Raw genomic sequence first — 25,116 nt, 5'->3', positions numbered from 1 at the left:
CGCCACCGCCATCCCCGCAGGTGCATGCACTACAAGCTCCACACCGCGATCATCACGGACGGCATCCTTGACAAGACACCACCTGGCTAAACGCAATGGCGTTGGACGTAACCCGACGCCCCCGCCATGATCGCGTCCAGCAGAGCATCGTCGTCGTCGAACGACGTGAGCATCAGACAGGACAACCCGGCCATCCGGGACCTGAGTTCGCGGCAGACGGTGATGCCGTCGCCGTCAGGCAGGCGCACGTCCAGGATCGCCACGTCGGGGCGCAGCGCGGGGCCGCGCACCAGGGCCTGCTCGCAGGTCGAGGCCTCGCCGAGAACGGTGATGTCGGGCTCCGCGTCCAGCAGGTCGTGCAGCCCGCGGCGCACGACTTCGTGGTCGTCGACGAGGAAGACCCCGATGGTGCGCCTGGAGTCGTGTTCCGTTACGGCCATGCCGCCCCCTGATGCGGTGTGGTTGCCTCTGCCTTCGATCACCTTTGATCGTGACGCAGGGAGTGGTGCGCGGGACAGGGCCGAATGGTCCACACCTCGGAGCTGACGGCCGGGAAACCTCAGCAGATGCGGGGCAGTTGCTCCCCGAGCGGCATGTCGACCACGCGCCCGGCCCCCATCAGCGTCCGCATGACCACGCGGGCCGCCGGGTCCTCGGTGGCACGGCCGATGCGCACGGCATCGGAGCCCTCCGGCAGCGAACGCAGCGCGGCCAGTGCCTCGTCGGCGTGTTCCGGAGCCACGAACGCCACCAGGCAGCCCTCGTTGGCCACGATCAGCGGATCGAGGCCCAGCAGATCGCAGGCGCCCGCGACCGGCGCCGGCACGGGAATCGCCGCCTCGTCCACCTCCACGCCCACGGACGAGGCCGAGGCGATCTCGTTGAGAGCGGCGGCCAGCCCGCCCCGGGTGGGATCGCGCAAGGTGTGCACGGCCGGACCGCACGGGCCGAGTGCTTCGACCAGCCGGTGCAGGGGGCAGGAGTCCGAGGCGATGGCGGCCTCGAAGCCCAGCCCTTCGCGGGTGGAGAGCACCGCCGTGCCGTGCAGCCCGATGGGCCCGGACAGCAGGACCACGTCCTGGGGGCGGGCCCGGCCCGCGGACGGGGTCAGGCCCGGGATGCGGCGGCCGACGCCGGTCGTGGTGAGGAAGAGGCGGTCGGCGGCGCCGCGTTCGACGACTTTGGTGTCTCCGGTGAGGACGGGCACGCTCGCGTCCCGTGCGGCCTTCCCCGCCGACTGGAGGACGGCCCGCAGCTCGCCGAACGGCAGCCCCTCTTCGGCGATGACGGCCAGCGAGAGCGCGAGGGGAAGGGCGCCACGCATCGCCAGGTCGTTGACCGTGCCGTGGACGGCGAGCGAGCCGATGTCGCCGCCGGGGAAGAAGAGGGGGCTGACCACGAAGGGGTCGGTGCTGAGTACCAGCTCGTAGTCGCCCGGCAGTAACGCGGCGTCCTCCAGCGGGCCGTTGGGAACGGCGCCGAGCGCGGGCAGCACGAGGGAGTCGAGCAGGCGGCCGGTGAGGCGGCCGCCCGCGCCGTGTCCCAGCAGCAGGCTCTCCCCTTCGGTGTGCGGGAGGGGGCAGTGGCTCTTCATGAGGGCTCCCGGGTCCGGCCTGCGGCGAAGAACGCGGCGCAGGTGCCCTCGGCCGACACCATGGGGGCGCCGAGGGGGGTCAGGGGGGTGCAACGGTTGCCGTAGGCGGTGCAGTCGGTGGGGGAACGGGCCCCGGTCAGGATCGCCCCGGCGATGCACTCCGGATCCTCGGTGGACCGCGTCGCGGCGAGCGCGAAGCGCCGGGTGGCGTCGAACTCGGCGTAGGCGTCGGCCAGTTCGAGTCCGCTGGCGGGAAGCGTCCCGATACCGCGCCAGGCCCGGTCGGTGACGCGGAAGACCCGGCTGACCGCGTTCTGCGCCTCGGCGTTGCCCAGGCGGTGCACGGCCCGCGCGTACTGGTTCTGTACCTCGTGCCGGCCTTCCTCCAACTGGCGTACGGCCATGAGGATCCCCTCCAGCAGGTCCAGCGGTTCGAATCCGGTGACCACCACCGGGACCCGGTAGCGGGCCGTGATGGGCTCGTACTCGCGCCAGCCCATCACCGCGCACACATGCCCGGCGGCCAGGAAGGCCTGCACCTCGCAGTCCTGATCGTCGAGCAGAGCCGTCATCGCGGGCGGCACGAGGACGTGGCTGACGAGCATCGAGAAGTTGCGCAGCCCCAGGCGGGCGGCGTGCAGCACGGCCATGGCGTTGGCGGGTGCGGTGGTCTCGAAGCCGACGGCGAGGAAGACCACTTCGCGGTCGGGCCGCGCCCGGGCGATCCGTACCGCGTCCATCGGGGTGTAGACGACCCGTACGTCGGCGCCGCGGGCCCGCAGCGTAAGCAGCTCGGTGTCCGTGCCCGGCACGCGCAGCATGTCGCCGAAGCTGGCGAGCACCACCTGCGGCCGGGCCGCGACCGCCATGGCCCGGTCCAGCGTCTCCAGCGGGGTCACGCACACCGGGCAGCCGGGGCCGTGGATCATGCGGATCCCGGCGGGCAGCAGTTCGTCGATGCCCTGCCGGACCAGGGTGTGGGTCTGCCCGCCGCACACCTCCATGATCCGCCAGGGCCGGGTCGCGGTGCGCGCCAAGTCGTCCAGCAGATGCCGGGCGAGCGCGGGGTCGCGGTATTCGTCGAGGTATTTCATCGGGGGGGCGGGGCGGGTGCGGTGAGGTCCATGCGGACGTCCACGACTCCTTCCACGGCCTGGGCCAGGCGCGCCGCGACCGGCACGAGGCGGCGGTCGGGCAGCGGCCCGTGGAAGGTGACCACTCCCTCGTCCACCGTCGTGGTGACGGTCTGCCGGGGGAAGAGGTAGGCGCTCACGGTGCGGGTGACCTCCGCCGCGATCTCCGCGTCGGAGCGCAGGAAGACCTTGAGCAGGTCGCTGCGGCTTACGACGCCCTGGAGGATGCCGAGCCGGTCGATGACGGGCAGCCGCTTGATCCTGCGCACGGCCATGATCCGGGCGGCCTGGGCGAGGGTGGCGTCGGGGTGCACGGTGACGGCGGGGGTGCTCATGAGGGCCTCGGCGGTGACCGCGTGCGACTTGGCGAGGTCGGCGAGCCGCCGCGGCGGGGCGGGCCGGTCGGGGGAGTCGCCGCGGAACTCCTCCTTGAGGAGCAGGTCGGCCTCCGATACGACGCCGATCACCCGGCCTTCGCCCGCCACCACCGGCAGGGCGCTGACGTGCCACTGCTCCATTAGCTCCACGATCTCCTTGAACGGGGCGTCCTGGCCGATGGAGACCACGGTGTGGGTCATCACGTCGTCCACGGTGCGCGGGGAACCCCTGAATTCATCGGTCATGGTGTGCCTCCCGAGGTGCGTTCGACGGTCAGGTTCAGGAAGTGGGCGGAGCAGGAGATGCACGGGTCGTGGTTGCGGATCGCCCGCTCGCACAGGCCCGTCAGTGCCGAGTCCGCCAGGGCCGCCGGATCGCCCGCGTCGAGGGCCGCCTGGGCGACGCGCCGCAGATCGTCCTCGATCGCGCCCTGGTTCTGGGCGGTGGGCGGCACGAGCACGGCGTCGGTGACGGTGCCCTCGCCGTCCAGGGCGTAGCGGTGGTAGAGCAGCCCTCGTGGGGCCTCGGTGGCCCCGTGCCCGGTGCCCGCGACCGGCGGCACCTCCACGAAGGGCCGTGGCGGCGGCTCGTACGTGCGGATGATCCGCAGTGCCTCGTCGACCGCGTAGACGACCTCGACCGCGCGGACGAGGATCGAGCGGTACGGATTGCGGCAGACGGCGCCCCGGTAGGGGTCGCCGAGCCCGGCTTCGCGGGCGGCCTCGACCGCCGTGCGCGACAGCCAGGAGCCGCTGACCGCGAAGCGGGCGAGGGAGCCGGTGAGGTGGCGCCGCCCGTCGAGGCGGGAGTGCAGGGCCGTGGAGTGCGGCACCTGCTCCTCGCGGACCCGGCTGAGGAAGTCGTAGGTGGGAAAGCGGCTGTAGGCGCCGTCGGTGCGCAGGACGGTCGGGGTCCCGGTCTCGATCGCGTACGTGCCGGGTGCGGCCAGGGCGAGGAAGTCGGCGTCGGTGCGCGCGTCCGGGAAGTCGAAGCCCGACACCCAGCGCACGGTCTCCCAAGCGTCGTCCGCCGCTCGCCGCAACCGCTCCTCCAGTTCGCGCAGTTCGGCCTTGTGTGGGGTGCGGTGGAAGCCGCCGAGGCGTACGTTGACGGGGTGGACGGAGCGGCCGCCGAGCAGTTCCATGATCGCGTTTCCGGCCTGTTTGAGCCGCAGTCCGCGTTCGACGTCGGCCCGGTGGGTGCGGGCCAGGTCGACGGCGCTGTCCCGGCCCAGGAAGTCGGGGGCGTGCAGCAGGTAGATGTGCAGGGTCTGGCTCTCGATCCACTCGCCGCAGTAGAGGAGTCTGCGCAGCTCGCGCACGGCCGGGTCGACGGTGACCCCGCACGCGTCCTCGATCGCCGCACAGGCGCTCATCTGGTAGGCGACCGGGCAGATGCCGCACACCCGGGCGGTGATGTCGGGTGGTTCGGTGTGGGCCCGGCCCCGCAGGAACGCCTCGAAGAAGCGCGGCGGTTCGTAGATCTCCAGCTGCGCCCCGGTCACCTCGCCGTCGTGCACCTTCAGGCGCAGGGCGCCCTCGCCCTCGACCCGCGAGAGCGAGCCGACGTGCAGGACGCGCGATCCCCGGTGCGTCACGGCTCGCCCTCCTCGGCGAACGCGGCCGCGGTGAAGGTCCGCTGGAACCGCTCGCGGGCGAGGGCGTCCATGCCGTCGCGGCGCAGCAGGGGGATCAGCACCGGCAGCCGGGAGTCCGGCTTGGGTCCGAAGCAGCCGTAGCAGCCGCGTCCGTACGCCGGACAGATCGCGCCGCAGCCCGCGTGGGTGACCGGTCCGAGGCAGGGGGTGCCGTGCGCGACGGTGACGCACACGGTGCCGCGCCGCTTGCAGGCGAAGCACACGCTGTGGTTCGGGATGTCGGGCTTGCGGCCCGTCAGGAAGGCGGTGAGGACCTCCAGGAGCTGTCCCCGGTCGATGGGGCAGCCGCGGAGTTCGAAGTCGACCCGCACGTGCTCCGCCACGGGGGCCGAGGTGGCGAGGGTGGTGATGCAGTCGGGGCGGGCGTAGACGGTCCTGCGGTACCCGTCCACGTCGGCGAAGTTCCGCAGGGCCTGGATGCCGCCGGAGGTCGCGCAGGCCCCGAGGGTGATCAGATGCCGTGCCCCGGCCCGGATCGCGCGGATCCGCTCGGCGTCGGCGGAGGTGGTCACGGATCCCTCGACGAGCGCGATGTCGTACGGTCCGGGCGCCGTGGCGCTGGAGGCCTCGGGGAAGTGGGCGATCGCCAGCCGGTCGGCCAGGGTGAGGAGTTCGTCCTCGCAGTTGAGCAGGGTGAGCTGGCAGCCGTCGCAGGAGGCGGGCTTGAACACGGCCAGGGTGGGGTCCGTCGCCGCAGTGGCCATGTCACAACTCCCTTACGGTCATGAGCTGTTCCGCCAGGTCCCAGCCGATGACCGGCCCGTCCCGGCAGAGCAGCAGGGGCCCGAGCTGGCAGTGCCCGCAGTGGCCGGTGGCGCAGCGCATATTGCGTTCGAGGGAGACGCGGATGTGCTCGCCGGGGACGCCGAGCGCGGCCAGCCGGAGGGCGGTGGCGCGGATCATCGGCTCCGGGCCGCAGACGAACGCCGTGGTGGCGCGGGGGTCGAAGCGGGCCCGGCCCAGGAGCGCGGTGACGAAGCCGATGTCCCCGGACCAGCCCGCGCCGGGGCGGTCCACCGTCACGCCCGTGTACGCCGTCCGCCACAGCCCGGTCTCGCGGTGGGCCATGAGATCGGCCGGGGTGCGGGCGCCGACGAGGACGTTGAGCCGGCCGTACGGCTCCGGGTCGGCGACCGCGTCGCGGACGAGCGGCCGCAGCGGAGCGAGTCCGATGCCGCCCGCCACGACCACGAGGTCGTCACAGGCCGCCTTCTCCAGCTCCCAGCCGGTGCCATAGGGGCCGCGCAGCCCCACCGTGTCGCCCGGCCCGGCCTCGTACAGGCCTTCGGAGACGGCCCCTACCCGGCGGACGGTGAAGCCGAGGCCGCCGCCGATGGGGATGGCGCTCGCCGATACCGGGATCTCGCCCCGGCCGAAGGCGTGGACCATGGCGAACTGCCCTGGAACGAAGGGACATAGCCGCTCCCGGACCGGTTCGACGCGCAGGGTGCGGGTGTCCGGGGTCTCTTGCCAGCGGGCGACTACCCGGTACGGCACGGGCAGGGCGGTCATCGCGGGGGCCCGCTTCCGTGGGGCGCGTACAGGTCGAGCAGCCGCATCCGCGCCTGTGTCAGCCGGTGGGCGAGGACCTGGCCGACCCACTGGGCCACGGCCGCTCCCAGCTGCGGATCGCTGTCGCACATCAGGCGTATGGCCAGCGCGTCGAACTCGTACGCGCGCACCGGTGTGGTCGCCTCGGCGCCGAAGTGCCACAGATAGGGCGGGAACAGCCAGGACCAGCCGACGAGTTCGCCGGCGGCCAGGCTCTCGATCGCGGCCGAGCGGCGGCCCGGGACGTGCATGTCCAAGGTCACCGTGCCGGTGCGGACGACCCAGAAGCGGTCGGCCTTGCGGCCCTCCTCGAACAGGCGGGTGCCCACCGGGAAGCGCGCCTCGCGAGCGGTGTTCATCAACCGGCTGCGGTGCTTCGCGGGCAGTGCGACGGCCATCCGGACGGCTTGTTTGGTGGTCATTGCGGTGCTTCCTCTCGGGGTGTGGACGACTCCGCCCGGAACGCGGCCACTTCCTCGGTGATGTCGATCCCGGCCGGGCACCAGGCGATGCAGCGGCCGCAGCCCACACAGCCGGGCGAGCCGAACTGGTCGTACCAGGTGGAGAGTTTGTGGGTGAGCCACTGGCGGTAGCGGCTGCGGGCGGAGGCGCGGACCGGGCCGCCGTGGACGTAGGAGAAGTCGAGGTCGAAGCAGGAGTCCCAGCGCTGCCAGCGCTCCGTGTGGTCGCCGGTGAGGTCGGTGACCTCCTCGGTGGTGGTGCAGAAGCAGGTGGGGCAGACGAGAGTGCAGTTGCCGCAGGTCAGGCAGCGCGCGGCGACATCGTCCCAGCGCTCGGCTTCCAGGCTCGCGCCCATCAGCGCGCGCAGGTCCACCGGCGGCATGGCCCGGCCCATCCGCTCGGCCGCCCGCCGCACCGCCGCCGAGGCCAGTGCGGTGGTTTCGGCGTCGGCGGGCAGTCGGGGAAGCCGGGTGAGGATCCGCTCGCCCTCGGCGCTGCCGGTTCGGACGAGAAAGCGGTGCCCTGCGGCGGAGACGACCTCGGTGAGGGCGAGGTCGTAGCCGTCGTCCACGGCAGGGCCGCTCCCCATGGAGACACAGAAGCACGTGCCTGCCGGCTCGGTGCACTCGGCGGCGATCAGGAACGCCCGCCTCCGGCGTTCCCGGTAGCCCGAGTCCGGGTAGTGCCCCGAGGCCAGGACGCGATCCTGGACGGCGATCGCCCGCAGATCGCAGGGGCGCACGCCCAAGAACGCGTACGACGGGGCCTCGGCCCGGTCCGCACGGACGGTCAGCGTGCCGTCCGCGGCGCGCTCCGCGCTCCACAGCCTCTCGCGCTCGGGGTGCAGGAACGCCTTCCAGGACTGCGGGCCGCCGGAGTGGGCGAACGCCGCGTCGTCGTCCCGGCGCACCAGGCGGTAGCGCCCCGCGTCCAGCTCCACGCCCCAGCCGTAGGGCAGTTGGCCGGCGCCGGAGAGCTCGGCGAGGACGATCGCCCCGTCGCGGACCGTGGGACCGACGACGGTTCGGCCGTCCGCCACCAGAGCTGCGACCAGGGCGTCCAGTCCCGCCCGGTCGAGGACTGCCGTGGTTGCGGTGCCGGCCATCGCGTTCCTCCTCGGCTCGTACGGTCAAGGCGTGCTGCTCCCCAGCGTCGGTGCGCGGGGAAGGCGGAGGCAGGGGCCGAACGGCCCTCGCGCCGGGACGGTCAGGTCCGCGGGCGCCGCCACTCGGGTTCGGTGCGGGCCCAGGCCAGTTCCCATTCGGCCATCCGGTGGCGCTGTGCGCACCGCCGCACGCCGTACCGCACGGTGAGCAGGGTGCCCGTCGCCGCCAGGGCGGCGATGGCCGCCCACGAGACGGCACTGAGCCACACCTGGCCGTCGTCCAACGGCTTGGCGACGACACGATCGTGGGCGTCCAGCCAGACGCGGAGGTGCTGTCCGGCCGGTGCCTCGGTCCGCACCTTCGCGATGCCGGTGCCCGTGGTGCCGTCGGCCCTGGTCCAGCGCACGGCCGCGGGCACCGTGCCGGCGCCCCCGCCGCCGGTCGTCGGCACGGTCGGGGGCGCGTCCCGGACGAGGACCGCGTCCACCGGCCGTGACGTGGCGCGCTGGGCGACGGCGGTCGAGTGCGCCGCGCCGTAGGCCGCGACGCCCGCCGCGCATCCTGCCGCCGGTACGCCGAGGAGCAACGCGATCCCCAAGGCCAGTGCGGTCCATGCCTCGATCACGTCGCAGCGGCGCCGCAAGGGGTTGCGGCGCCATCGCCACCACCGCTGCCGGGTCCTCATGGCGGTTCACCGCCCCTCTCGGAGTGTCAGAGCTTGCGCAGCCAGTCGTCGGCGATGCCGTGCACGGCCGGTTCGTCCGGATGCAGATCGGAGTCGTCGAGCCGGTAGCCGAGTCGGTCGACGACGGCGACGACTCCGTCCACCATGCGCGTCATGCGCACCGCGAGAGGGACCTCGCTGCGCCGTTCCAGCTCGCCGGACAGGGTCACCACGCCCTCCGCCACGGTGATGCCGATCGCGCCGGGCGCCAGCCACAGCGTCCCGACCAGCACGTCCCGGACGACCTCGGCGCGGATCTCCTCGTCCGAGCGCAGGAAGAGCTGGAGGAGGTCGCGCCGGGTCACGATGCCGACGAGGCGGTCCTCGGTGTCCAGCACGGGCAGGCGCTCCACGCGGTGCGCCGCCATGGTCCGGGCGGCGAGCGCGATCGTGTCCTCGGCGCGTACCGTGATCGCCGGACAGGACATCAGCTCACCGGCCGTCCGGGCCCGTGCCTTCCGCCTTCGGGCGCGCGCACCGCGCCCGAAGGCGACGGGCCGGAACCGGCGTGGTGGTTCGTACGGGTCGTCGGCCTCGGCCTGCCGGGCCATCAGATCGGTCTCCGACAGGACACCGACGACCTTGTCGTCGCCGTCCACCACCGGAAGCCCGCTGATGCGACGCTCTGCCAGCAGCCGGGCGACCTCCTTGAACGGAACCGATGCGTGTGCGCTCACGACGTCGCTCGTCATGACCGAACCGACCTTGGCGTGTTTCATGACTTCCTCCTTCTCATCGCAGTCGTCGCAGGTACGGGTCGTGGAGTCGTCTCGGGGCCAGTCGCACCCGGACATCGAGGGCGGTCACCCCGTCCGGCCGGGCGAGAACGGGATCGAGCTCCGCCTCGCGGAGCTGCGGCAGGTCCTCGGCCATACGGGACAGCCGCAGGAGCAGTTGCTCAAGGGCGTCGAGATCGACCGGGCCGTCGCCCGTGGCACCGAACAGCAGCGGCGCACACCGAGGCGCGGTGATCAGGTCGTGGACGTCGCCGGTCGTCAGCGGTGCGAGCCGGGCGGCCCGGTCGGCCAGCACCTCGCTCGCCGTACCGCCGAGGCCGAACCGCACCAGCGGCCCGAACAGGTCGTCCTGGACGACCCCGGCGGACAGCTCGATGCCACGCTCGGCGAGCGGCTGGACGACCACCCCCGTCATCAGGTGCCCGAACCGGGTCCCGAAGTCCCGGAACGCCGCGCGGACCTGGCTGTCGCCCTGGAGGTCGAGGTGCACGGCGTGCTGCTGGTACTTGTGGAGCAGGCCCGGCCAGGAGGCCTTGACGACCACCCGGCCGTCGGGGCCGCGCAGCCGGTCGGCCGCGAGCACCGCGTCCTGCTCCGTCTCGGCCCAGGCCCACGGGAGTTGGGCGATCCCGTAGCAGTCGAGGAGCTCCGCGCACTCCCGCGGGGCCAGCCAGCCGCCGTCCTCGTGCACGGCCAGGAACGCCTCCACCGCCTGCGCCGCGCGGACGGTGTCGATCCCGTCGAGGTCGGGAACGGAACCCGGGGGCCGGGCGAGCCACGCCGCGCGGGCGGCGGCGTGCGCCAGGGCCCGGGCGGCGGCCTGCGGGTCGGCGTACGCGGGCAGTCGGGTTCCGGCGGTGCCCAGCACGCGTGCGGACACGCCCTGGGCGGGCAGCACGGCGGTGAGCGGGCGGGCGCGGCGCCCGGGGGCGTGGGTCAGGGCCCGGGTGAGGCGGTCGCCGGAGGCCGTGGTGGAGGGGGTGGGCACCAGCGCGACCAGCAGGGCGTCCACGCCGTCGTGGGCGGCCAGCCGGTCCAGGCAGGCGCGCAGCTGCTCCTCGGTGGCGGCCGCGGTGACGTCGACGGGATTGCGGGCCGAGGCCCCGGCCGGCAGCAGCGCGAGCAGGTCGTCGATCAGGCCGGGGTCGAGCGGGGGAACGGCGAGCCCGGCCTCGGAGCAGGCGTCGGCCGCCAGGACTCCGGCGCCGCGTGCGTTGGTGACGACGGCCACCCGGCGGCCGCCCGGCAGGGGCTGGGTGTGCAGCAGCGCGGCGGCTTCGAGCAGTTCGGGGACCGAGCGCGTGGCGGTGACGCCGGCTTGGAGGAACAGGGCGCGCCGCCTGAGCGCGGAGGCCGCCGTGCCCGCGGGCCCGCTCGTCCCGGTGGATGTGCGGTGCGCCATGCGCTGTCCGGCCTCGGTGCGCCCGGCGTCGACGATCAGCACGGGGATACGCCGGGCGACGCGGCGCGTGGTGCGGGAGAAGGCGCGCGGGTTGCCGTACGACTCCAGGTGCAGCAGCGCCAGTTCGGTCCGCTCGTCGCCCTCCCACCACTGGAGCAGGTCGTTGCCGCTGATGTCGTACTTGTCGCCGAGCGCGGCGTAGCTGGAGACCCCGATGCCCAGGCGGGTGAGGCCTTCGAGCACCGCGGTGCCGACCCCGCCGGACTGCACGCCGACGCCGACGGGCCCGGGCCCGGGCCGGGGAGCGGCGAGGGCCGTGTCCAGGCGCACCCCGCTCTCGGTGTTGACCAGACCCGCGCAGTCCGGTCCGAGCAGGCGCATCCCGTACGTCCGGCAGACGGTGACCAGCGTCCGGGCCTGCTGCGGGTCGAGGAGTCCGGCGGTGACGACCAGCGCGCGCACCCCGGTCCTCCCGCACTCCTCGGCCGCCGCCGGTACGTCGGGCGCGGGCACGGCGAGCACCGCCAGGTCGGGCGGCTCCGGCAGGTCGGCGACCGACGGGTGCGCGTGCATCCCCTCGACCCACGGGGCCTGCGGATTCACCGCGTACAGGCGGCCGGCGTAGCCGTGCGAGCGCACATTGCGCAGCACCGTCCGCCCGGCCGACTCCGGTGCGCGTCCGGTGCCCACCACGACGAGGGAGCGCGGCCGCAGCAGGGGACGCAGGCTGTGCAGGTCGGCCGTGCGGCCGCGCTCCTCGACGGCCGCCAGATACGGCTCGGACTGGTCGAGGGCGACCACGCAGCGCACCTGCGGTCCGTCGTACCGGCGCACGGTGCGCAGCCCGAGGTCGGCGAAGACCTTCAGCACCTCGTGGTTGTCGGCGAGCGCGTCCGCGGTGAAGGCGGTGACGCCCTGCGCGCGGGCGGCCGAGACGAGGTGTTCCAGGAGCAGCGTGCCGATGCCCCGGTGGTGCAGTCCGTCGCCGACCGCCAGGGCGATCTCGGCCGTGCCCGACGGGCCGGTCCGCTCGTATTCGGCGAGGCCGGCCGTCTCCCCGCGGACCTCGGCGAGCAGCGCGACATGGCCGGGGCGGTCCGTGGCACAGGCGCGGTCGGCGGCCGCCCGGCCGGAGCCGCGGCTCGGGCCGAAGAACCGCAGCCGCAGGTTCTGCGGCGACATCGCCTCGTACAGCCGCAGGATCCCCTCGTGGTCGCCGGGAGCGACCGGGCGGATCAGTGCGGTCGTGCCGTCCGCCAGCAGGGCGTGCGCGGGCTGGATACCGTGCCGCGGTTCGGTCATCTCGGGGCCTCCGTAGCGTGTGGTCGGCCCTTTCAGCGTCGGGCGCGCGGGCCGTTTCCCGGAGGGGCCGCACGGGCATCGGGAGGGGCCGAGCGGCCCTGCTCGGGCAGTGGTTCGCCGAGTTCGGTCTCCACCGCGCCCGCCATGGCCCGCAGCACGGCCAGGGTGCGCTCGGCCTCGGCCCGGTCGACCTCGGTGATCGCGAAGCCGACGTGCACGATGACGTACGTGCCCACGGCGGCGCCGGGCGTGTAGGCGAGGCAGGCCTCGCGCCGTACCCCGCCGAAGCCCACCGTGGCCATGCGCAGGCCGGCGTCGTCGTGGATCTCCAGGACGCGGCCGGGAATGCCGAGGCACACGCAGCTCACCCCTTCCCTTGGTGCGGTGAGAGTCGGGCGGCGGCCACCGCGGCCTGCCCGAAGCTGATGCCGCCGTCCCCGCAGGGCACCGCGGCCGGAGCCAGTACCCGCAGCCCCTGGGCGCGCAGCCGGCGCCGGATCTCGTTCAGCGGGCGGCGGTTGACGAAGCACCCGCCGCCCAGGCAGACCGTGCGCGGGGCTCCTTCGGCCACGGCCCGGCCGACCACTTCCGCCGTCACCTCGGCCACGGCGATGTGGAACGCGGCGGCGAGCCGGGGGACCGGTTCGCCGTCGGCGGCACGCGCCAGCAGGTCGGTCAGGGTCGGCGCCGGGTCGTACACCCACAGGTCGCCGACCCGGACGACCCGGACCGCCAGCGGCTGGGCGTAGGCGGTGCCGGCGGCCTGTTCGAGGGCGACGGCCGCCTCGCCCTGGTAGCTCACCCGGTCGCACAGGCCGAGCAGGGCGGCCACCGCGTCGAAGAGCCGGCCCGCGCTGGAGGCGCGCGGGCAGTTGAGGCCGCGGGTGACCATGGCGAGGACGACGTCCCTCTCGCGCGGATCGAGCCGGCCGGTGAACGGCTCGGTCAGCCACGGGAACGGCCGGGGCGAGCCCAGGGGTTCCGAGCCGTGGAGATAGCCGAGCGCCATCCGGGCGGGATGGCGCACGGCCGCCTCGCCGCCGGGCAGCGGGGCGGTCGCGAACCGGGCGACCCGCCGGTAGCCGGTCAGATCGGCGACGAGGATCTCGCCGCCCCACAGGGTCCCGTCGTCCCCCAGCCCCAGCCCGTCGTAGGTGACGGCGGTGAAGGGGCCGCGCACGCCGTGTTCGGCGGCGCACGCGGCGGCGTGGGCGTGGTGGTGCTGGACGGGGACCGTGGGGAGGGAGCGGTCCAGGGCCCACGCGGTGGACGGATAGCCGGGGTGCAGATCGTGGGCGACCGCGCGCGGAGCGATACCGGTGATCCGGGAGAGCTCGGCGTACGCCGTCGCGAAGGCCTGGAGCGCGGCCGCGCCGGACAGGTCGCCGGTGTGCGGGCCGAGATGGGCGTGGCCGTGCGCGGCGAGCGTGAAGGTGTGCTTGAGCTGGGCACCGGCCGCGACGAGGGGGACGGGCGCCGGGACGGGAAGGGGCAGCGGCTCGGGGGCGAAGCCGCGCGCACGGCGGACCACCTGCGTCGTGCGCCCGTTGAGCTGCACCACGGAGTCGTCGTAGCGGCTGCGGATGGGCCGGTCGTGGACGAGGAACCCGTCGGCGATGTCCCCGAGGGCGCGGCGGGCCTCCAAGTCGTCCACGGCGGGCGGCTCTTCGGCGCGGTTGCCGCTGGTGACGACGAGCGGGCGGCCGAGGTCCCGCAGCAGGAGCCGGTGCAGTGCGGTGGTGGGCAGGAACACCCCGAGCCGGTCGGCGCCGGGCGCGACCGCGGGGGCGATGCCGGTGCCGAGGCGGGGCAGCAGCACCACCGGCCGTGCCGTGGAGCAGAGCGTGCCCCGGGCGGTCTTGGAGACCCTGGCGATGCGGCGCGCGCCCGTGAGGTCCTGGACCATGACGGCGAAGGGCTTGGCCGGGCGGTGCTTGCGGCGGCGCAGTTCCGCCACGGTGCGCTCGGCGCCGGCGTCGCACACCAGCTGGTAGCCGCCGAGCCCCTTGACCGCGACGACACCGCCCGCCGCCACGGTCTCCACCGCCGCGTGCAGCGCCTCCTCCCCGATCAGCGCCCGCCAGGCGAGGCGCGGTCCGCAGACGGGGCAGGCCACCGGCTCGGCGTGGAAGCGGCGGTCGCCGGGGTCGGCGTACTCGGCCGCGCACGCGGCGCACATCGGGAGGCGCCACATGGTGGTGCGTATCCGGTCGTACGGCAGGTCCTCGATGATCGTGGCGCGCGGGCCGCACTGGGTGCAGTTGATGAACGGGTAGCGGTAGCGGCGGTCTGCGGGGTCGTCGAGCTCGCTCAGGCAGGCGTCGCAGATCGCCGCGTCGGGGGCGATCTCGCGTGCCGCGCGACCCGGGTGGGTCGGGCCGCTGCCGCGTACGGTGAATCCGGCGCCCGGAGCGGGCGGGCGGCCGGGGACGGGGATCAGGAGCACCTCGCGGACCCGGGCCAGCGCGGGCGCGTCGGCCCGCAGCAGTGTGGTGAACCGGTTCACGGCGCCGGTCGGTCCGGCGACCAGCCCCTCCACGTGGCCGTCCACGTTCGCCACCCAGCCGTCCAGGCGCAGGCCGACCGCCGTGCGGTGGACGAAGGGGCGGAAGCCCACGCCCTGGACGGTGCCGTACACCGCGAAGCGCCGGACCCTGCGGTCACCCTGCTCAGTCACGACCGCCCCCGGCGGCAGCGGTCCGGTGCCGGAGGATCTCGTCCTCGACGGACCGGGCGAGCGGGGTGAGCACGGCCCGTATGGGGGCGGACAGCTCGGTCCCCACCGTGGTGTCGGCGCTCTCGACGGCGTACACCACGAGCCGCCCGGGCAATCTGTCCAGGACGCGGGCGAGTTCTACCGCCTCGCCGAGGCCGAGGCCGTGCGAGCTGGTGGTGGCGGGGTGCGCCAGTCGGCCGGAGCCCAGCTCCAGCCGGTGGACGAGTCCGGGGTGTGCCGGATGGGCGTGCGCGGCGTCCACCACCACGGCCAGGTCGGCGCCCTCCCACAGCCCGATCAGCCGTGCGGGGTCGCCGTCTGAGGTCGCGAGGACGGGGCCGGGCGGCAGGGGCCGGTCGGCCGAACGGGTGCGCAGCCGGGCGATCAGCGCCCGGCCGACTCCGTCGTCGCGCCGGAACTCGTTGCCCACTCCGATGACGGCGATACGTGTCCGTGTGGCCATGTCAGCAGCGTGTCCGTCGGCCACCGCGGCGGGCAGGGGCCGAACGACCCCTGCCGCAGGGCCGGTTCGCCCCTGTAGCGGGTCACCGGTCCGGTGCGAGTCTGCGTGAAGGGGGGCCGTGAAAGGGGGCCGTGAATCGGGGCCCACCGCCGCACGACCGTTTGGACATGCGGCTCGGCCCGGTCGACCACGCCCTGCCGCATCACGCCCCCTGTCCGGTGGCGGTCGTGTCCCACGACTGAGCACCCCCGCACGCGGTACCCATAGTGACGGCCCGCCCCCGACGAACCGGGAGACACCATGACCAAGCACCGCCCGCCGAACCTGGCCGCCCTGGACGCCCACTGGCGCGCCGCGAACTACCTGTCCGCGGGGCAGATCTATCTGATGGACAACCCGCTGCTCACCGAGGAGCTGCGGCCCGAGCACATCAAACCGCGCCTGCTCGGCCACTGGGGCACCTCACCCGGCCTCAACCTCGTGCACACCCATCTGAACCGGGCGATCAGCGAGCGCGCGCTCGACGCGCTGTGCGTGTGGGGTCCGGGCCACGGCGGCCCGGCCGTTCTGGCCAACTCCTGGCTCGACGGCTCGTACTCCCGCGTCTATCCGGACGTCGGCCGGGACGCGGCGGGCATGGCGCGGCTGTTCCGGCAGTTCTCCTTCCCCGGCGGCGTGCCCAGCCACGTGGCTCCCGAGACCCCCGGCTCCATCCACGAGGGCGGCGAGCTCGGCTACTCCCTGGCGCACGCCTACGGTGCCGCGCTCGACAACCCCGGCCTGCTGGTCGCCTGCGTGATCGGCGACGGGGAGGCGGAGACCGGGCCGCTGGCGGCGTCGTGGCACTCCAACAAGTTCCTCGACCCGGTCCACGACGGCGCCGTACTGCCGGTCCTGCACCTGAACGGGTACAAGATCGCCAACCCCACCGTGCTGTCGCGGCTGCCGGAGCCCGAACTCGACGCGCTGCTGCGGGGCTACGGCCACGAGCCGCTGTACGTCACGGGCTCCGACCCGCGCAAGGTGCACCAGACGATGGCCCGAGCCCTGGACCACGCCCTGGACCGCATCGCCGAGATCAAGCGGACCGGGGTGCGGGCGTCCTGGCCGGTGATCGTGCTGCGCACCCCCAAGGGCTGGACCGGGCCCGCCGAGGTCGACGGGGAACCGGTCGAAGGAACCTGGCGCTCCCACCAGGTCCCGCTCGCCTCCGTACGCGAAAACCCGGAACACCTGCGGCAGCTGGAGGCGTGGCTGCGCTCGTACGGCCCGCAGGAGCTGTTCGACGCCGACGGCCGTCCCACCGCGCAGGTGCTGGCCTGCGTGCCGGAGGGCGAGCGCCGACTGGGCGCCAGCCCGCACGCCAACGGAGGCCTGCTCACCCGGGAGCTGCCGCTGCCGCCCCTGGAGCACTTCGCCGTCCCCGTCGACAAGCCCGGCGCGACCCTGCACGAGCCGACCCGGGTCCTGGGCGGTCTGCTGGCCCAGGTGATGGCCGACACCGCCGAGCGGCGCGACTTCCGGGTGGTCGGCCCCGACGAGACCGCCTCCAACCGCCTGGGCGCCCTCTTCGAGGTCACCGGCAAGGCGTGGCAGGCGGAGATCCTGGAGACCGACGAGCACCTGGCCCGCGACGGCCGGGTGATGGAGGTCCTGTCCGAACACCTCTGCCAGGGCTGGCTGGAGGGCTACACCCTCACCGGCCGCCACGGCCTGTTCTCCTGCTACGAGGCGTTCGTCCACATCGTCGACTCGATGGTCAACCAGCACATCAAGTGGCTGAAGACGTCGCGGGGCCTGCCGTGGCGCGCCCCCGTCCCCTCCCTCAACTACCTGCTCACCTCGCACGTCTGGCGCCAGGACCACAACGGCTTCTCGCACCAGGACCCCGGCTTCGTCGACCACGTGCTGAACAAGAGCCCCGAGGTGGTACGGGTCTACCTCCCGCCGGACGCCAACACCCTGCTGTCCGTGGCGGACCACGTCCTGCGCTCGCGCGACTACGTCAACGTGGTCGTCGCCGGCAAGCAGCCCTGCTTCGACTGGCTCTCCCTGGACGAGGCCCGCGGCCACTGCGCGCGCGGGGCGGGCATCTGGGAATGGGCCGGCACCGAGAGCCGCGACCGCGAGCCCGACGTCGTCCTGGCCTGCGCCGGAGACGTGCCCACCCAGGAGGTCCTGGCCGCCGCCGGGCTGCTGCGCCGCCACCTCCCGGACCTCGCCGTACGGGTCGTCAACGTCGTCGACATGACGAAGCTGCTGCCCCGCGAGGAACACCCGCACGGCATGGCCGACTTCGAGTACGACGCGCTGTTCACCCCCGACAAGCCGGTGATCTTCGCCTACCACGGCTACCCGTGGCTGATCCACCGGCTCACCTACCGCCGCGCCGGCCACGGCCAGCTCCACGTGCGCGGCTACAAGGAGTCCGGCACCACCACCACACCCTTCGACATGGTCGTCCGCAACGACCTCGACCGCTACCGGCTGGTCATGGACGTCATCGACCGCGTCCCCGGCCTCGCCGTGCGCGCGGCCACCGTCCGCCAGACCATGGCCGACACCCGCACCCGCCACCACGCCTGGATCCGCGACCACGGCACCGATCTGCCCGAGGTCGCCGACTGGACCTGGACCGGCTGATCCCCATCGGAGGTGGATCATGCAACGCCACATCACGGCCGGACTCGACGGCTCGCGCGAAAGCCTCGACGCCGCCGACTGGGCCGCCCGCGAAGCCGTACGGCGTGGCCTTCCCCTGCACCTGCTGCACGTGGACGGGGAACCCGCCGAAGCGACCTCCCTCCCCGAACTGGACGTGCCCGCCGAGCGCGAGCGCACGGCCCTGGACCGGGCCGCCGTCCGACTCGCCTACTGCCACCCCGCCTTGGAGATCCGCCCCGCCCACGCGCTCGGGCGGCCCGCCGACACCCTGGTCGAGGCGTCCGTGACCTCCGAGGCCCTGGTGCTCGGCTCGCGCGGCTTCACCGGATTCGCCGCGTTCCTGGTCGGCTCGGTCGCCCTCGACGTCACCGCCCGCGCCGCGTGCCCGGTCGTCCTGGTACGGGCGGGGGAGCGGCCGGAGGACGAGCGGCGGGGTCTGGCGGGCACCGGCCCGTACCGGCCCGTGGTCCTCGGGCTCGACCTGGCCCACCCGTGCGACGACCTGCTGGGGTACGCCTTCGACGCGGCGGCGAGCCGGCACGCGCCGCTGCACGTCCTGCACGCCTGGAGCGTGCCGCTGGTGCCATCCGCGGACGCGGACGACCCGGCGGCGGAGAAGGCCCGCGCGCTGTCCGCGGCGCTGTCCGCGTGGCAGCACAAGTTCCCCGACACCGAGGTGCGCGAGCACGCGGTCCACGGCCGGGCGGGCCACCATCTGCTGCTGGCCTCCACCCGGGCGAGCCTGCTGGTCATCGGCCGCCGCACCGGCATGGGCGACCGGCTGGGCCCGGTGGCCCACTCGGTGATCCACCACGTGCTGTGCCCGGTGGCCGTGGTGCCGCCCGGCTGACCGGGAAGCGCGAGGCCCGTGCGCCGGGGGTCGTCCCCGGCGCACGGGCCTGTGCGGTGCCTGCCGCACGAGGGACGGGTCAGGTGCGCTCGACCGTGATCGTGCGGGTGCTCGCCTTCGGCTCCGCCACCGGGACCGTGATGGTGAGGACACCGTCCTTGCAGTGGGCCCTCGTCTCGTCCCCGCGCGCGCCGGCCGGCAGCCGCACGGAACGGGCGAAGCGCCCGTAGCGGAATTCGCTGTGGTGCTTCTCGGTGGTCTCCGTCCTGCGCTCGGCGCGCAGGGTCAGGATCCCTTCGGTGACGGTGAGTTCGACGTCGTGCCCCGGGTCGATGCCCGGCAACTCGGCCCGCAGGGTGTACGCCCCCTCCGCGAGGGACTCCTCGATCCGGATGCTGCTGAGACCCGGCATGCCCGGCACGCCGGACTCGACCCACCCGAGGAGCTCGGGCAGCGACGGCCACGCGGGCAGCCGTTCGATCATCCCACTCATCGTGTCTTGCCCTCCCTTGACGGTTTCCCTGCCTGCCTCCGCTCTACGCCCGCGCGGGAACCGGCGAGAGGGGCCGAACGGGCCCTTCCCGGCGGAGTGTGGGCCTGATGGCCTCGCCCGGCGCCGAAGTGGGGTCCGTTCGGCCCTGTCGGGGTGCCGGCGCCGGAGGGACGGTGGAGCTCCGGCAGCCAGACGCCGGGAGGACGGGGGCGGAAGGTATGGGGTACGCCATGAACGACATCGGCGGGCAGGAACGGGGTGACCGGGACGAGGCGATCGCGCCGCGGCGGATGACCGCGCTCGACCGCCGGGAGGCGCTGCGGCTGCTGGCCACGACCTCGCTGGGCCGGGTCGTCTTCACGCAGGGCGCGCTGCCGGCGGTCCGCCCCGTCAACCATTTCGTGGACGGCGAAGACATCGTCGTCCGCCTGCACGAGGGGGCGACGCTCGCCTCGCTGGACGCGCCCGCGCCGGGCTCCGCCGTCGTGGTCGCCTACGAGGCAGACGCCATCGACCCGGACACGCACCTCGGCTGGAGCGTCGTCGTGACCGGCTACGCCCGGGTGATCGACGACCGCGACACGCTCGACCGCTACGCGAAGGCGCTCCGGCCCTGGGCGGCGGGCACGATAAAGGCCGCACTGCGCATCCGGCCGGATCTGGTGACGGGTTTCCGGCTCGGCCCCGAGCCCGGAGCTCCGGACCCCGGCAAGGGCCGAACGGCCCGGTTCCCTGACCCACGGGGATCTGCCTGGCCGGGGGCCGGCGGGGGCACGCTGGAGTGAGCGGCGGTGCCCGGGTGCCCGGGCGCGGATGACGAGCCGCCCCGGGAGGAAGAGCAGCCATGGTCCGTTACGTGTACGACTTCTCCGAAGGCGGCCGTGACATGGCCGACCTGCTCGGGGGCAAGGGCGCCAACCTGGCCGAGATGGTCCGGATGGGGCTTCCCGTACCGCCCGGTTTCACCATCACCACCGAGGCGTGCCGGGTCTTCCTGGCCACCGGTGAGCCACCCGCCGAACTGGCCGCGGAGGTGGCCGCCCACCTGGCCGCTCTCGAACACGCCACCGGCCGCCGGCTGGGCCAGGTGGACGACCCGCTGCTGGTGTCCGTGCGGTCGGGCGGCCGCTTCTCCATGCCCGGCATGATGGAGACGATCCTCGACATCGGGCTCGGCGACCTCTCGGTCCTCGGTCTGGGCAAGTCGCCGGAGCGGGAGCGGTTCGCCTGGGACTCCTACCGGCGCCTCGTGCAGATGTTCGGCGGTACGGTGATGGGAGTGGACAGCGCGCTGTTCGAGGACGTCCTGGCCGACATCAAGCGGCAGAACGGGGTCGAGGACGACAGCGCCCTGGACACCTGCGAACTCATCAGGACCGTCGAGGCCTTCAAGGACCTGATCCGCGAGCGGACCGGCGAGGAGTTCCCGCAGGACCCGGCCGAGCAGCTGCGGCGGGCCGTCCTCGCCGTCTTCACGTCCTGGAACGGCGAACGTGCCCGGCTCTACCGGCGCCGTGAGCACATCGCGGACGACCTGGGCACCGCGGTCACCGTCCAGACGATGGTGTTCGGCAACCACGGCGCGGACTCGGGCAGCGGTGTCGCCTTCACCCGCGACCCCGCGACGGGCCGGCCAGGCGTCTACGGCGACTACCTGTCCGACGCGCAGGGCGAGGACGTCGTCGCCGGGATCCGCGACACCGTTCCCCTCGCCGATCTCGAACGGCTGGCGCCCGCCGCGTACGAGGAGCTGCGCGGTCATATGCGGCGGCTTGAGTCGCACTACCGCGACCTGTGCGACATCGAGTTCACCATCGAGCGCGGCCGGCTGTGGATGCTGCAGACGCGCGTCGGCAAGCGGACCGCGCAGGCGGCGTTCGACATCGCCGCGCAACTCGCCGGCGAAGGCGTGATCACCATGGCCGAGGCGCTGCGGCGGGTCAGCGGGGAGGGGCTGGCGCGCTTGATGTCGCCGCTTTTCAGCACCGCGGCCGAGGGCGGCCCCATCGCTCGCGGCATCCCCGCCTCTCCCGGCGCCGCAGTAGGCGCGGCCGTGTTCGAGGCGGCCGAGGCCGTGCGGCGGTCCGCCGCCGGGGAGCAGGTGGTCCTCGTACGCCAGGAGACCACTCCCGACGACCTGCCCGGCATGGTGGCGGCCCAGGCCGTGCTGACCAGCCGGGGCGGCAAGACCAGCCATGCGGCCGTCGTCGCCCGCGGCATGGGCAAGGTGTGCGTGTGCGGCGCCGCGGAGCTCGCCGTCGACCCGGTGGTGCGGTGTTTCACCGCCCAGGGGGTGACGGTGCGGGAGGGAACGGTCATCTCGGTGGACGGGTTCACGGGCGAGGTCCGGCTGGGAGCCGTGCCTCTCACCGACTCGGCCGTCGTGGGGTACTTCGAAGCGGGCGGCCGCGCGCCCGGCGAGGGGGCCCAGCAGGACGTGCGGGACGTCCACCGGCTCATGCGGCAGGCCGACGAGGTGCGGCGCCTGGAGGTACGGGCGAACGCGGACACCCCCGAGGACGCGGCACGCGCCCGCCGCTTCGGCGCCCAGGGCATCGGCCCGTGCCGTACGGAGCATATGTTCCTCGGCGAGCGGCGTCCCTTGGTCGAAGCCATGATCCTCGCGCCCGGCGACGCCGAGCGCGAGGAGGCGCTCGCCGCGCTGCTGCCGCTGCAGCGCCAGGACTTCATCGGCATCCTGGCGGCGATGGACGGTCTGCCGGTGACGATCCGTCTGCTGGACCCGCCGCTGCACGAGTTCCTGCCCGACCGCACGGCGCTCGCCGTCCGCATCGCGCGCCAGGAGGCACTCGGCGAGGCGCCGGACGCGCGGGACGCCGAACTGCTGGCGGCCGTGGAGCGGATGCACGAGGAGAACCCGATGCTCGGCCTGCGCGGCGTGCGGCTCGGCCTCGTGGTGCCGGGACTGGTGGCCATGCAGGTACGCGCCGTCGCGGAGGCGGTCGTCGCCCGCAAGAAGGCCGGGGGAGACCCGCGGGCCGAGATCATGGTGCCGCTGGTCGACACGGTGGAGGAGCTGCGTCTCGTACGCGAAGAGGTGCACCGGGTGCTGAGCGCGGTCTCCGGCGAGGCCGGGGTCGCCGTCGTCTGTCCCGTGGGCACGATGATCGAGCTACCCCGAGCCGCGCTCACCGCGGGCCGGATCGCGCGGGAAGCGGAGTTCTTCTCCTTCGGCACCAATGACTTGACCCAGACCACCTGGGGCTTCTCCCGCGACGACGTCGAAGCGGCGTTCTTCTCCGTCTACTTGGACAAGGGCGTCTTCCCGGTCTCCCCGTTCGAGACGATCGACCGGGAGGGCGTGGGCCGGCTGGTGCGGATCGCGGTGGCCGAGGGCCGCGCGGCCCGCCCGGACCTGAGGATCGGTGTGTGCGGCGAGCACGGCGGTGACCCGGAGTCGGTGCACTTCTTCCACAACGTCGGGCTCGACTACGTCTCCTGCTCCCCGTTCCGCGTTCCCGTCGCCCGTCTGGAGGCCGGGCGCGCGGCCCTGGAGGATCGCCGAGAGGACGGCTGAACGGCAGCCGCCGGGCATGCGAGAGCCCCGGCCGGAGGGGCTCAACGCCCCCCGGCCGGGGCTCTCGCGTTCACTTCAGCCAGTGGTTGCGGCCCACGAACGGCAGCCGCTCCCACAGCGTGCCCAGCCCCCAGGTGCGGCCCGCACCGGCCACGGCGAGGGTGATCAGGACGGCCGCGTACACGACGTGGTAGTCGATCAGCGGGTTCGAGGAGGCGCTGAGGGTGCCGTCCGACAGGTGGCGCGCGGGGGGCCATTCGGCGGCCCACATCAGCGCCATCAGAGCGGTGCCCGCGACCGCCGCGAGGCGCAGTGCCACGCCGGTCGCCAGGGCGATCCCGATGCCCAGCAGGCCCAGCATGAACAGCCAGTCGGCCCAGGTGTCGCCGGCCCAGGAGTGGAAGGTGGACTCCATCGGCCCTGCGGCGACGTGGCTGAGGAAGCCCTTGGTGGGGGAGCCGCCGTCGATCCAGCCCTTGCCGGACTGCGTCGCGTAACTCCAGCCGAAGGTCTTGTCGAAGAACGCCCACAGGAAGGTGAACGCCGTCACCAGACGCAGCCCGGCCAGGGTGCGCGCCAGGGCCGTCGCCGAGGCCGCGGCGTGGTCGGCGGTCGTGGCGGCGGTGCTGTCGGTCCCGCCCGTGCGCCGGAAGGTGAAGCGGATGCCCGCGCGGTGGGAGTGTCCGTGCAGTGCCATGGTCGTCAGCCCTCTCCTCGTGCCACGCCGAGTGCGTGTACACCGTCAAATCTGACGGCGGGGGCGGCCGCTGTACCGGGGGCGCTCGGACCACACCGTTGGGCCGTTGGTCCCTCCGGGCGGGACCGGGCGGGACCGAGCGGGGTCCGGCGCCGAGCGGCGTCCGTGCGGGCCGGAGCCTGCCCGCCGCAGGGCCGGTCGGCCCTACCCGGCGGAGCGGGCGGGGACCAGTCTGGAGGTGCCCCGGGACGCTCCCGAGGCACCGCGACCAAGCGGCCGAACCCCTCCGGAGGGGCGTCATGCCACGTACCGTAATCGCCGGAATCGACGGCTCCGCCGAGTCCCGGGCGGCGGCCCTCTGGGCGGCTCGGGAGGCCGCGCTGCGCGGCCTCCCGCTGAGCGTGCTGCACGTCTGGCAGCCGTGGACGCACACCGCCGCGTTCGCCTCCGCGGGCGCCGTCGTGGCGCCGCGCGCGACCGGCTCCGACGAGAGCTGGGCCGAACGCCTGCTGCGCGAGACGGAGGAAGAGGTGCGCGCCCGGCACCCGCGACTGGACCTCAGCCTGGAACGCGTTCCCGGTCACCCGGTGGAGGTGCTGGGAGCCGCCGCCGACGAAGCCGAGGTGCTGGTGCTCGGATCGCGCGCGCTCGGCACGGTCACCGGCTTCCTGACCGGGTCCGTCTCCATCTCCGCCCTCGCCCGCGCCCGGCGGCCGGTCGTCCTGGTGCGCCCGGAAGGGACGGGAGATGGCGCGCCCGCCATGGCCACAAGCGGTGTGGGGCAACACGGCGACGTCGTGCTCGGCCTGGATCTCACCGATCCCTGCGACCCGCTCGTCGAGTACGCGGTGAACGCCGCCGGGGTACGGGAAGCCGCGCTGCGGGTCGTCCACACCTGGGCGCCGCCGCCGGTCTTCGGCTACGACCCCGCCGCCGTCGACCCCCAGCACATCGTGGCGCTCGGGCACCGGGAGCAGGACGCCCTGGAGGAGGCCCTGCAGCCCTGGCGGGCCAAGTACCCCCAGGTCCGCATCGAGCCACGGTGCGTGGCCGACCGCCCGGCCGCCCGCCTGGTGGAGGCCGCCGAGGACGCCGCGTTGCTGGTCGTGGGTCGGCGGATCCGCAGCCACGGCGGCCTCGTGCGCATCGGCCCGGTGACCCACGCCGTGCTGCACCACGCCCGCACCCCGATCGCCGTGGTGCCGCACGCTTAGGACGCGTTCGGGTGGACTACCCCCGGGGCAGCAGGGTGGCCGCGTGGTCCGGTACGTAGGACTGGAGATTGCGCGGCGGGCGCTGGTACGAGGTGGCGGGCGGGCGTTCGGGCAGGGACAGTTGGGTGCGGGGGACCTCGTGGTAGGGCACCGCGGCCAGCAGATGGGCGATCGTGTTGAGCCGTGCCTTGCGCTTGTCGTCGCTCTCGACGACGTGCCAGGGGGCCTCGCGGATGTCGGTGTGCTGGAACATCTCGTCCTTCGCCCGGGAGTAGGCTTCCCAGCGGGTGATGGACTCCAGGTCCATGGGGGAGAGCTTCCAGCGGCGTGTGGGGTCCTCGAGGCGGCGGTGGAAGCGCTGTTCCTGCACGGCGTCGCTCACCGAGAACCAGTACTTGAGCAGCAGGATGCCGTCCTCCACGAGCATCCGCTCGA

Annotated in this window: 22 protein-coding genes and 1 pseudogene; 5 read left to right on the top strand and 18 right to left on the bottom strand. The window is 73.9% G+C overall.

What is annotated here, in order from left to right; all coding sequences use genetic code 11:
• Nucleotides 1-104: 104 nt before the first annotated feature.
• The 15 genes and pseudogenes from IE252_RS41845 to IE252_RS41775 form a co-directional block, all read right to left on the bottom strand.
• Nucleotides 105-440: pseudogene (locus tag IE252_RS41845) on the bottom strand (response regulator); the annotation flags it as partial.
• Nucleotides 441-559: 119 nt separating this feature from the next.
• Nucleotides 560-1,594 (bottom strand): hydrogenase expression/formation protein HypE, encoded by a 1,035-nt coding sequence (gene hypE, locus IE252_RS41840; RefSeq protein WP_190094766.1) that lies wholly within the window; start codon nt 1,592-1,594, stop codon nt 560-562.
• Nucleotides 1,591-2,688, bottom strand: a complete 1,098-nt coding sequence (gene hypD, locus IE252_RS41835; protein ID WP_190094765.1) for a hydrogenase formation protein HypD — start codon at nt 2,686-2,688, stop codon at nt 1,591-1,593. The genes hypE and hypD overlap by 4 nt, the downstream gene beginning before the upstream one ends.
• Complete coding sequence (locus tag IE252_RS41830; protein WP_190094764.1) at nt 2,685-3,350, bottom strand: CBS domain-containing protein; 666 nt, start codon at nt 3,348-3,350, stop codon at nt 2,685-2,687. Before IE252_RS41830 ends, hypD begins: the two co-directional genes overlap by 4 nt.
• Nucleotides 3,347-4,702: a Ni/Fe hydrogenase subunit alpha gene (locus IE252_RS41825; protein WP_190094763.1), complete on the bottom strand. Its 1,356-nt coding sequence runs from the start codon at nt 4,700-4,702 to the stop codon at nt 3,347-3,349. The genes IE252_RS41830 and IE252_RS41825 overlap by 4 nt, the downstream gene beginning before the upstream one ends.
• Nucleotides 4,699-5,466 carry an NADH-quinone oxidoreductase subunit B family protein gene (locus tag IE252_RS41820; RefSeq protein WP_190094762.1) on the bottom strand — a complete coding sequence of 256 codons (768 nt, stop codon included), beginning with the start codon at nt 5,464-5,466 and terminating at the stop codon, nt 4,699-4,701. Before IE252_RS41820 ends, IE252_RS41825 begins: the two co-directional genes overlap by 4 nt.
• A gap of 1 nt (nt 5,467) precedes the next feature.
• Nucleotides 5,468-6,274, bottom strand: coding sequence for an FAD/NAD(P)-binding protein (locus IE252_RS41815; protein ID WP_190094761.1), 807 nt, complete (start codon nt 6,272-6,274; stop codon nt 5,468-5,470).
• A complete protein-coding gene (locus IE252_RS41810; RefSeq protein ID WP_190094760.1) occupies nt 6,271-6,735 on the bottom strand; it encodes a Crp/Fnr family transcriptional regulator in 465 nt (154 codons plus the stop codon). Before IE252_RS41810 ends, IE252_RS41815 begins: the two co-directional genes overlap by 4 nt.
• Entirely contained in the window at nt 6,732-7,880 is a 1,149-nt protein-coding gene (locus IE252_RS41805; protein ID WP_190094759.1) for a 4Fe-4S dicluster domain-containing protein, read from the bottom strand. Before IE252_RS41805 ends, IE252_RS41810 begins: the two co-directional genes overlap by 4 nt.
• Before the next feature lie 101 nt (nt 7,881-7,981).
• A complete protein-coding gene (locus tag IE252_RS41800; RefSeq protein WP_190094758.1) occupies nt 7,982-8,566 on the bottom strand; it encodes an Rv1733c family protein in 585 nt (194 codons plus the stop codon).
• Between the two features lie 26 nt (nt 8,567-8,592).
• Nucleotides 8,593-9,324, bottom strand: coding sequence for a CBS domain-containing protein (locus IE252_RS41795; RefSeq protein ID WP_190094757.1), 732 nt, complete (start codon nt 9,322-9,324; stop codon nt 8,593-8,595).
• A gap of 13 nt (nt 9,325-9,337) precedes the next feature.
• A complete protein-coding gene (locus IE252_RS41790; protein ID WP_190094756.1) occupies nt 9,338-12,046 on the bottom strand; it encodes a bifunctional acetate--CoA ligase family protein/GNAT family N-acetyltransferase in 2,709 nt (902 codons plus the stop codon).
• Nucleotides 12,047-12,078: 32 nt separating this feature from the next.
• On the bottom strand, nt 12,079-12,405 hold the full coding sequence (locus tag IE252_RS41785) for a HypC/HybG/HupF family hydrogenase formation chaperone (protein ID WP_190094755.1): 327 nt from the start codon (nt 12,403-12,405) through the stop codon (nt 12,079-12,081).
• 5 nt (nt 12,406-12,410) lie between these two features.
• Entirely contained in the window at nt 12,411-14,723 is a 2,313-nt protein-coding gene (hypF, locus tag IE252_RS41780; protein ID WP_190094754.1) for a carbamoyltransferase HypF, read from the bottom strand.
• Nucleotides 14,716-15,225 carry a hydrogenase maturation protease gene (locus IE252_RS41775; RefSeq protein ID WP_190094753.1) on the bottom strand — a complete coding sequence of 170 codons (510 nt, stop codon included), beginning with the start codon at nt 15,223-15,225 and terminating at the stop codon, nt 14,716-14,718. Before IE252_RS41775 ends, hypF begins: the two co-directional genes overlap by 8 nt.
• A 300-nt stretch (nt 15,226-15,525) precedes the next feature.
• Between IE252_RS41775 and IE252_RS41770 the strand changes: the two genes are divergently transcribed.
• Together IE252_RS41770 and IE252_RS41765 are read left to right on the top strand one after the other, a co-directional pair.
• Entirely contained in the window at nt 15,526-17,868 is a 2,343-nt protein-coding gene (locus IE252_RS41770) for a phosphoketolase family protein (RefSeq protein ID WP_190094752.1), read from the top strand.
• Nucleotides 17,869-17,887: 19 nt separating this feature from the next.
• The gene (locus IE252_RS41765; protein WP_190094751.1) at nt 17,888-18,739 is read left to right on the top strand and encodes a universal stress protein; all 852 of its coding nucleotides are present in this window, start codon (nt 17,888-17,890) and stop codon (nt 18,737-18,739) included.
• Between the two features lie 79 nt (nt 18,740-18,818).
• Here IE252_RS41765 and IE252_RS41760 read toward each other — a convergent pair whose 3' ends face one another.
• The gene (locus IE252_RS41760; protein WP_190094750.1) at nt 18,819-19,232 is read right to left on the bottom strand and encodes an Hsp20/alpha crystallin family protein; all 414 of its coding nucleotides are present in this window, start codon (nt 19,230-19,232) and stop codon (nt 18,819-18,821) included.
• 230 nt (nt 19,233-19,462) lie between these two features.
• On the opposite strand from IE252_RS41760, the gene IE252_RS41755 reads away from it, so the two are divergent.
• Nucleotides 19,463-20,017: a pyridoxamine 5'-phosphate oxidase family protein gene (locus tag IE252_RS41755; RefSeq protein ID WP_190094749.1), complete on the top strand. Its 555-nt coding sequence runs from the start codon at nt 19,463-19,465 to the stop codon at nt 20,015-20,017.
• A gap of 59 nt (nt 20,018-20,076) precedes the next feature.
• Nucleotides 20,077-22,770, top strand: a complete 2,694-nt coding sequence (gene ppdK / locus IE252_RS41750) for a pyruvate, phosphate dikinase (RefSeq protein ID WP_190094748.1) — start codon at nt 20,077-20,079, stop codon at nt 22,768-22,770.
• A 70-nt stretch (nt 22,771-22,840) separates the two neighbouring features.
• Here ppdK and IE252_RS41745 read toward each other — a convergent pair whose 3' ends face one another.
• Nucleotides 22,841-23,467 (bottom strand): DoxX family membrane protein, encoded by a 627-nt coding sequence (locus IE252_RS41745; protein ID WP_190094747.1) that lies wholly within the window; start codon nt 23,465-23,467, stop codon nt 22,841-22,843.
• A 299-nt stretch (nt 23,468-23,766) separates the two neighbouring features.
• Between IE252_RS41745 and IE252_RS41740 the strand changes: the two genes are divergently transcribed.
• Nucleotides 23,767-24,681, top strand: a complete 915-nt coding sequence (locus tag IE252_RS41740; protein WP_190094746.1) for a universal stress protein — start codon at nt 23,767-23,769, stop codon at nt 24,679-24,681.
• A 16-nt stretch (nt 24,682-24,697) separates the two neighbouring features.
• Here the strand turns inward: IE252_RS41740 and IE252_RS41735 are convergent.
• On the bottom strand, nt 24,698-25,116 hold a 419-nt coding region (locus tag IE252_RS41735; RefSeq protein ID WP_506417306.1), incomplete at its 5' end, for a polyphosphate kinase 2 family protein.

The sequence above is a fragment of the Streptomyces melanogenes genome (assembly GCF_014649795.1).
GTDB classification, from domain to species: Bacteria; Actinomycetota; Actinomycetes; order Streptomycetales; family Streptomycetaceae; genus Streptomyces; species Streptomyces noboritoensis.
The sequence above is the reverse complement of the archived record's forward strand: the minus strand, read 5'-3'. Positions and strand labels throughout refer to the sequence as shown.

Coding starts and splice junctions, on each gene's coding strand:
- hypE (WP_190094766.1), bottom strand. CDS start 1,594: ATGAAGAGCCACTGCCCCCTCCCGCACACCGAAGGGGAGAGCCTGCTG.
- hypD (WP_190094765.1), bottom strand. CDS start 2,688: ATGAAATACCTCGACGAATACCGCGACCCCGCGCTCGCCCGGCATCTG.
- IE252_RS41830 (WP_190094764.1), bottom strand. CDS start 3,350: ATGACCGATGAATTCAGGGGTTCCCCGCGCACCGTGGACGACGTGATG.
- IE252_RS41820 (WP_190094762.1), bottom strand. CDS start 5,466: ATGGCCACTGCGGCGACGGACCCCACCCTGGCCGTGTTCAAGCCCGCC.
- IE252_RS41815 (WP_190094761.1), bottom strand. CDS start 6,274: ATGACCGCCCTGCCCGTGCCGTACCGGGTAGTCGCCCGCTGGCAAGAG.
- IE252_RS41810 (WP_190094760.1), bottom strand. CDS start 6,735: ATGACCACCAAACAAGCCGTCCGGATGGCCGTCGCACTGCCCGCGAAG.
- IE252_RS41805 (WP_190094759.1), bottom strand. CDS start 7,880: ATGGCCGGCACCGCAACCACGGCAGTCCTCGACCGGGCGGGACTGGAC.
- IE252_RS41800 (WP_190094758.1), bottom strand. CDS start 8,566: ATGAGGACCCGGCAGCGGTGGTGGCGATGGCGCCGCAACCCCTTGCGG.
- IE252_RS41795 (WP_190094757.1), bottom strand. CDS start 9,324: ATGAAACACGCCAAGGTCGGTTCGGTCATGACGAGCGACGTCGTGAGC.
- IE252_RS41790 (WP_190094756.1), bottom strand. CDS start 12,046: ATGACCGAACCGCGGCACGGTATCCAGCCCGCGCACGCCCTGCTGGCG.
- IE252_RS41775 (WP_190094753.1), bottom strand. CDS start 15,225: ATGGCCACACGGACACGTATCGCCGTCATCGGAGTGGGCAACGAGTTC.
- IE252_RS41770 (WP_190094752.1), top strand. CDS start 15,526: ATGACCAAGCACCGCCCGCCGAACCTGGCCGCCCTGGACGCCCACTGG.
- IE252_RS41765 (WP_190094751.1), top strand. CDS start 17,888: ATGCAACGCCACATCACGGCCGGACTCGACGGCTCGCGCGAAAGCCTC.
- IE252_RS41760 (WP_190094750.1), bottom strand. CDS start 19,232: ATGAGTGGGATGATCGAACGGCTGCCCGCGTGGCCGTCGCTGCCCGAG.
- IE252_RS41755 (WP_190094749.1), top strand. CDS start 19,463: ATGAACGACATCGGCGGGCAGGAACGGGGTGACCGGGACGAGGCGATC.
- ppdK (WP_190094748.1), top strand. CDS start 20,077: ATGGTCCGTTACGTGTACGACTTCTCCGAAGGCGGCCGTGACATGGCC.
- IE252_RS41745 (WP_190094747.1), bottom strand. CDS start 23,467: ATGGCACTGCACGGACACTCCCACCGCGCGGGCATCCGCTTCACCTTC.
- IE252_RS41740 (WP_190094746.1), top strand. CDS start 23,767: ATGCCACGTACCGTAATCGCCGGAATCGACGGCTCCGCCGAGTCCCGG.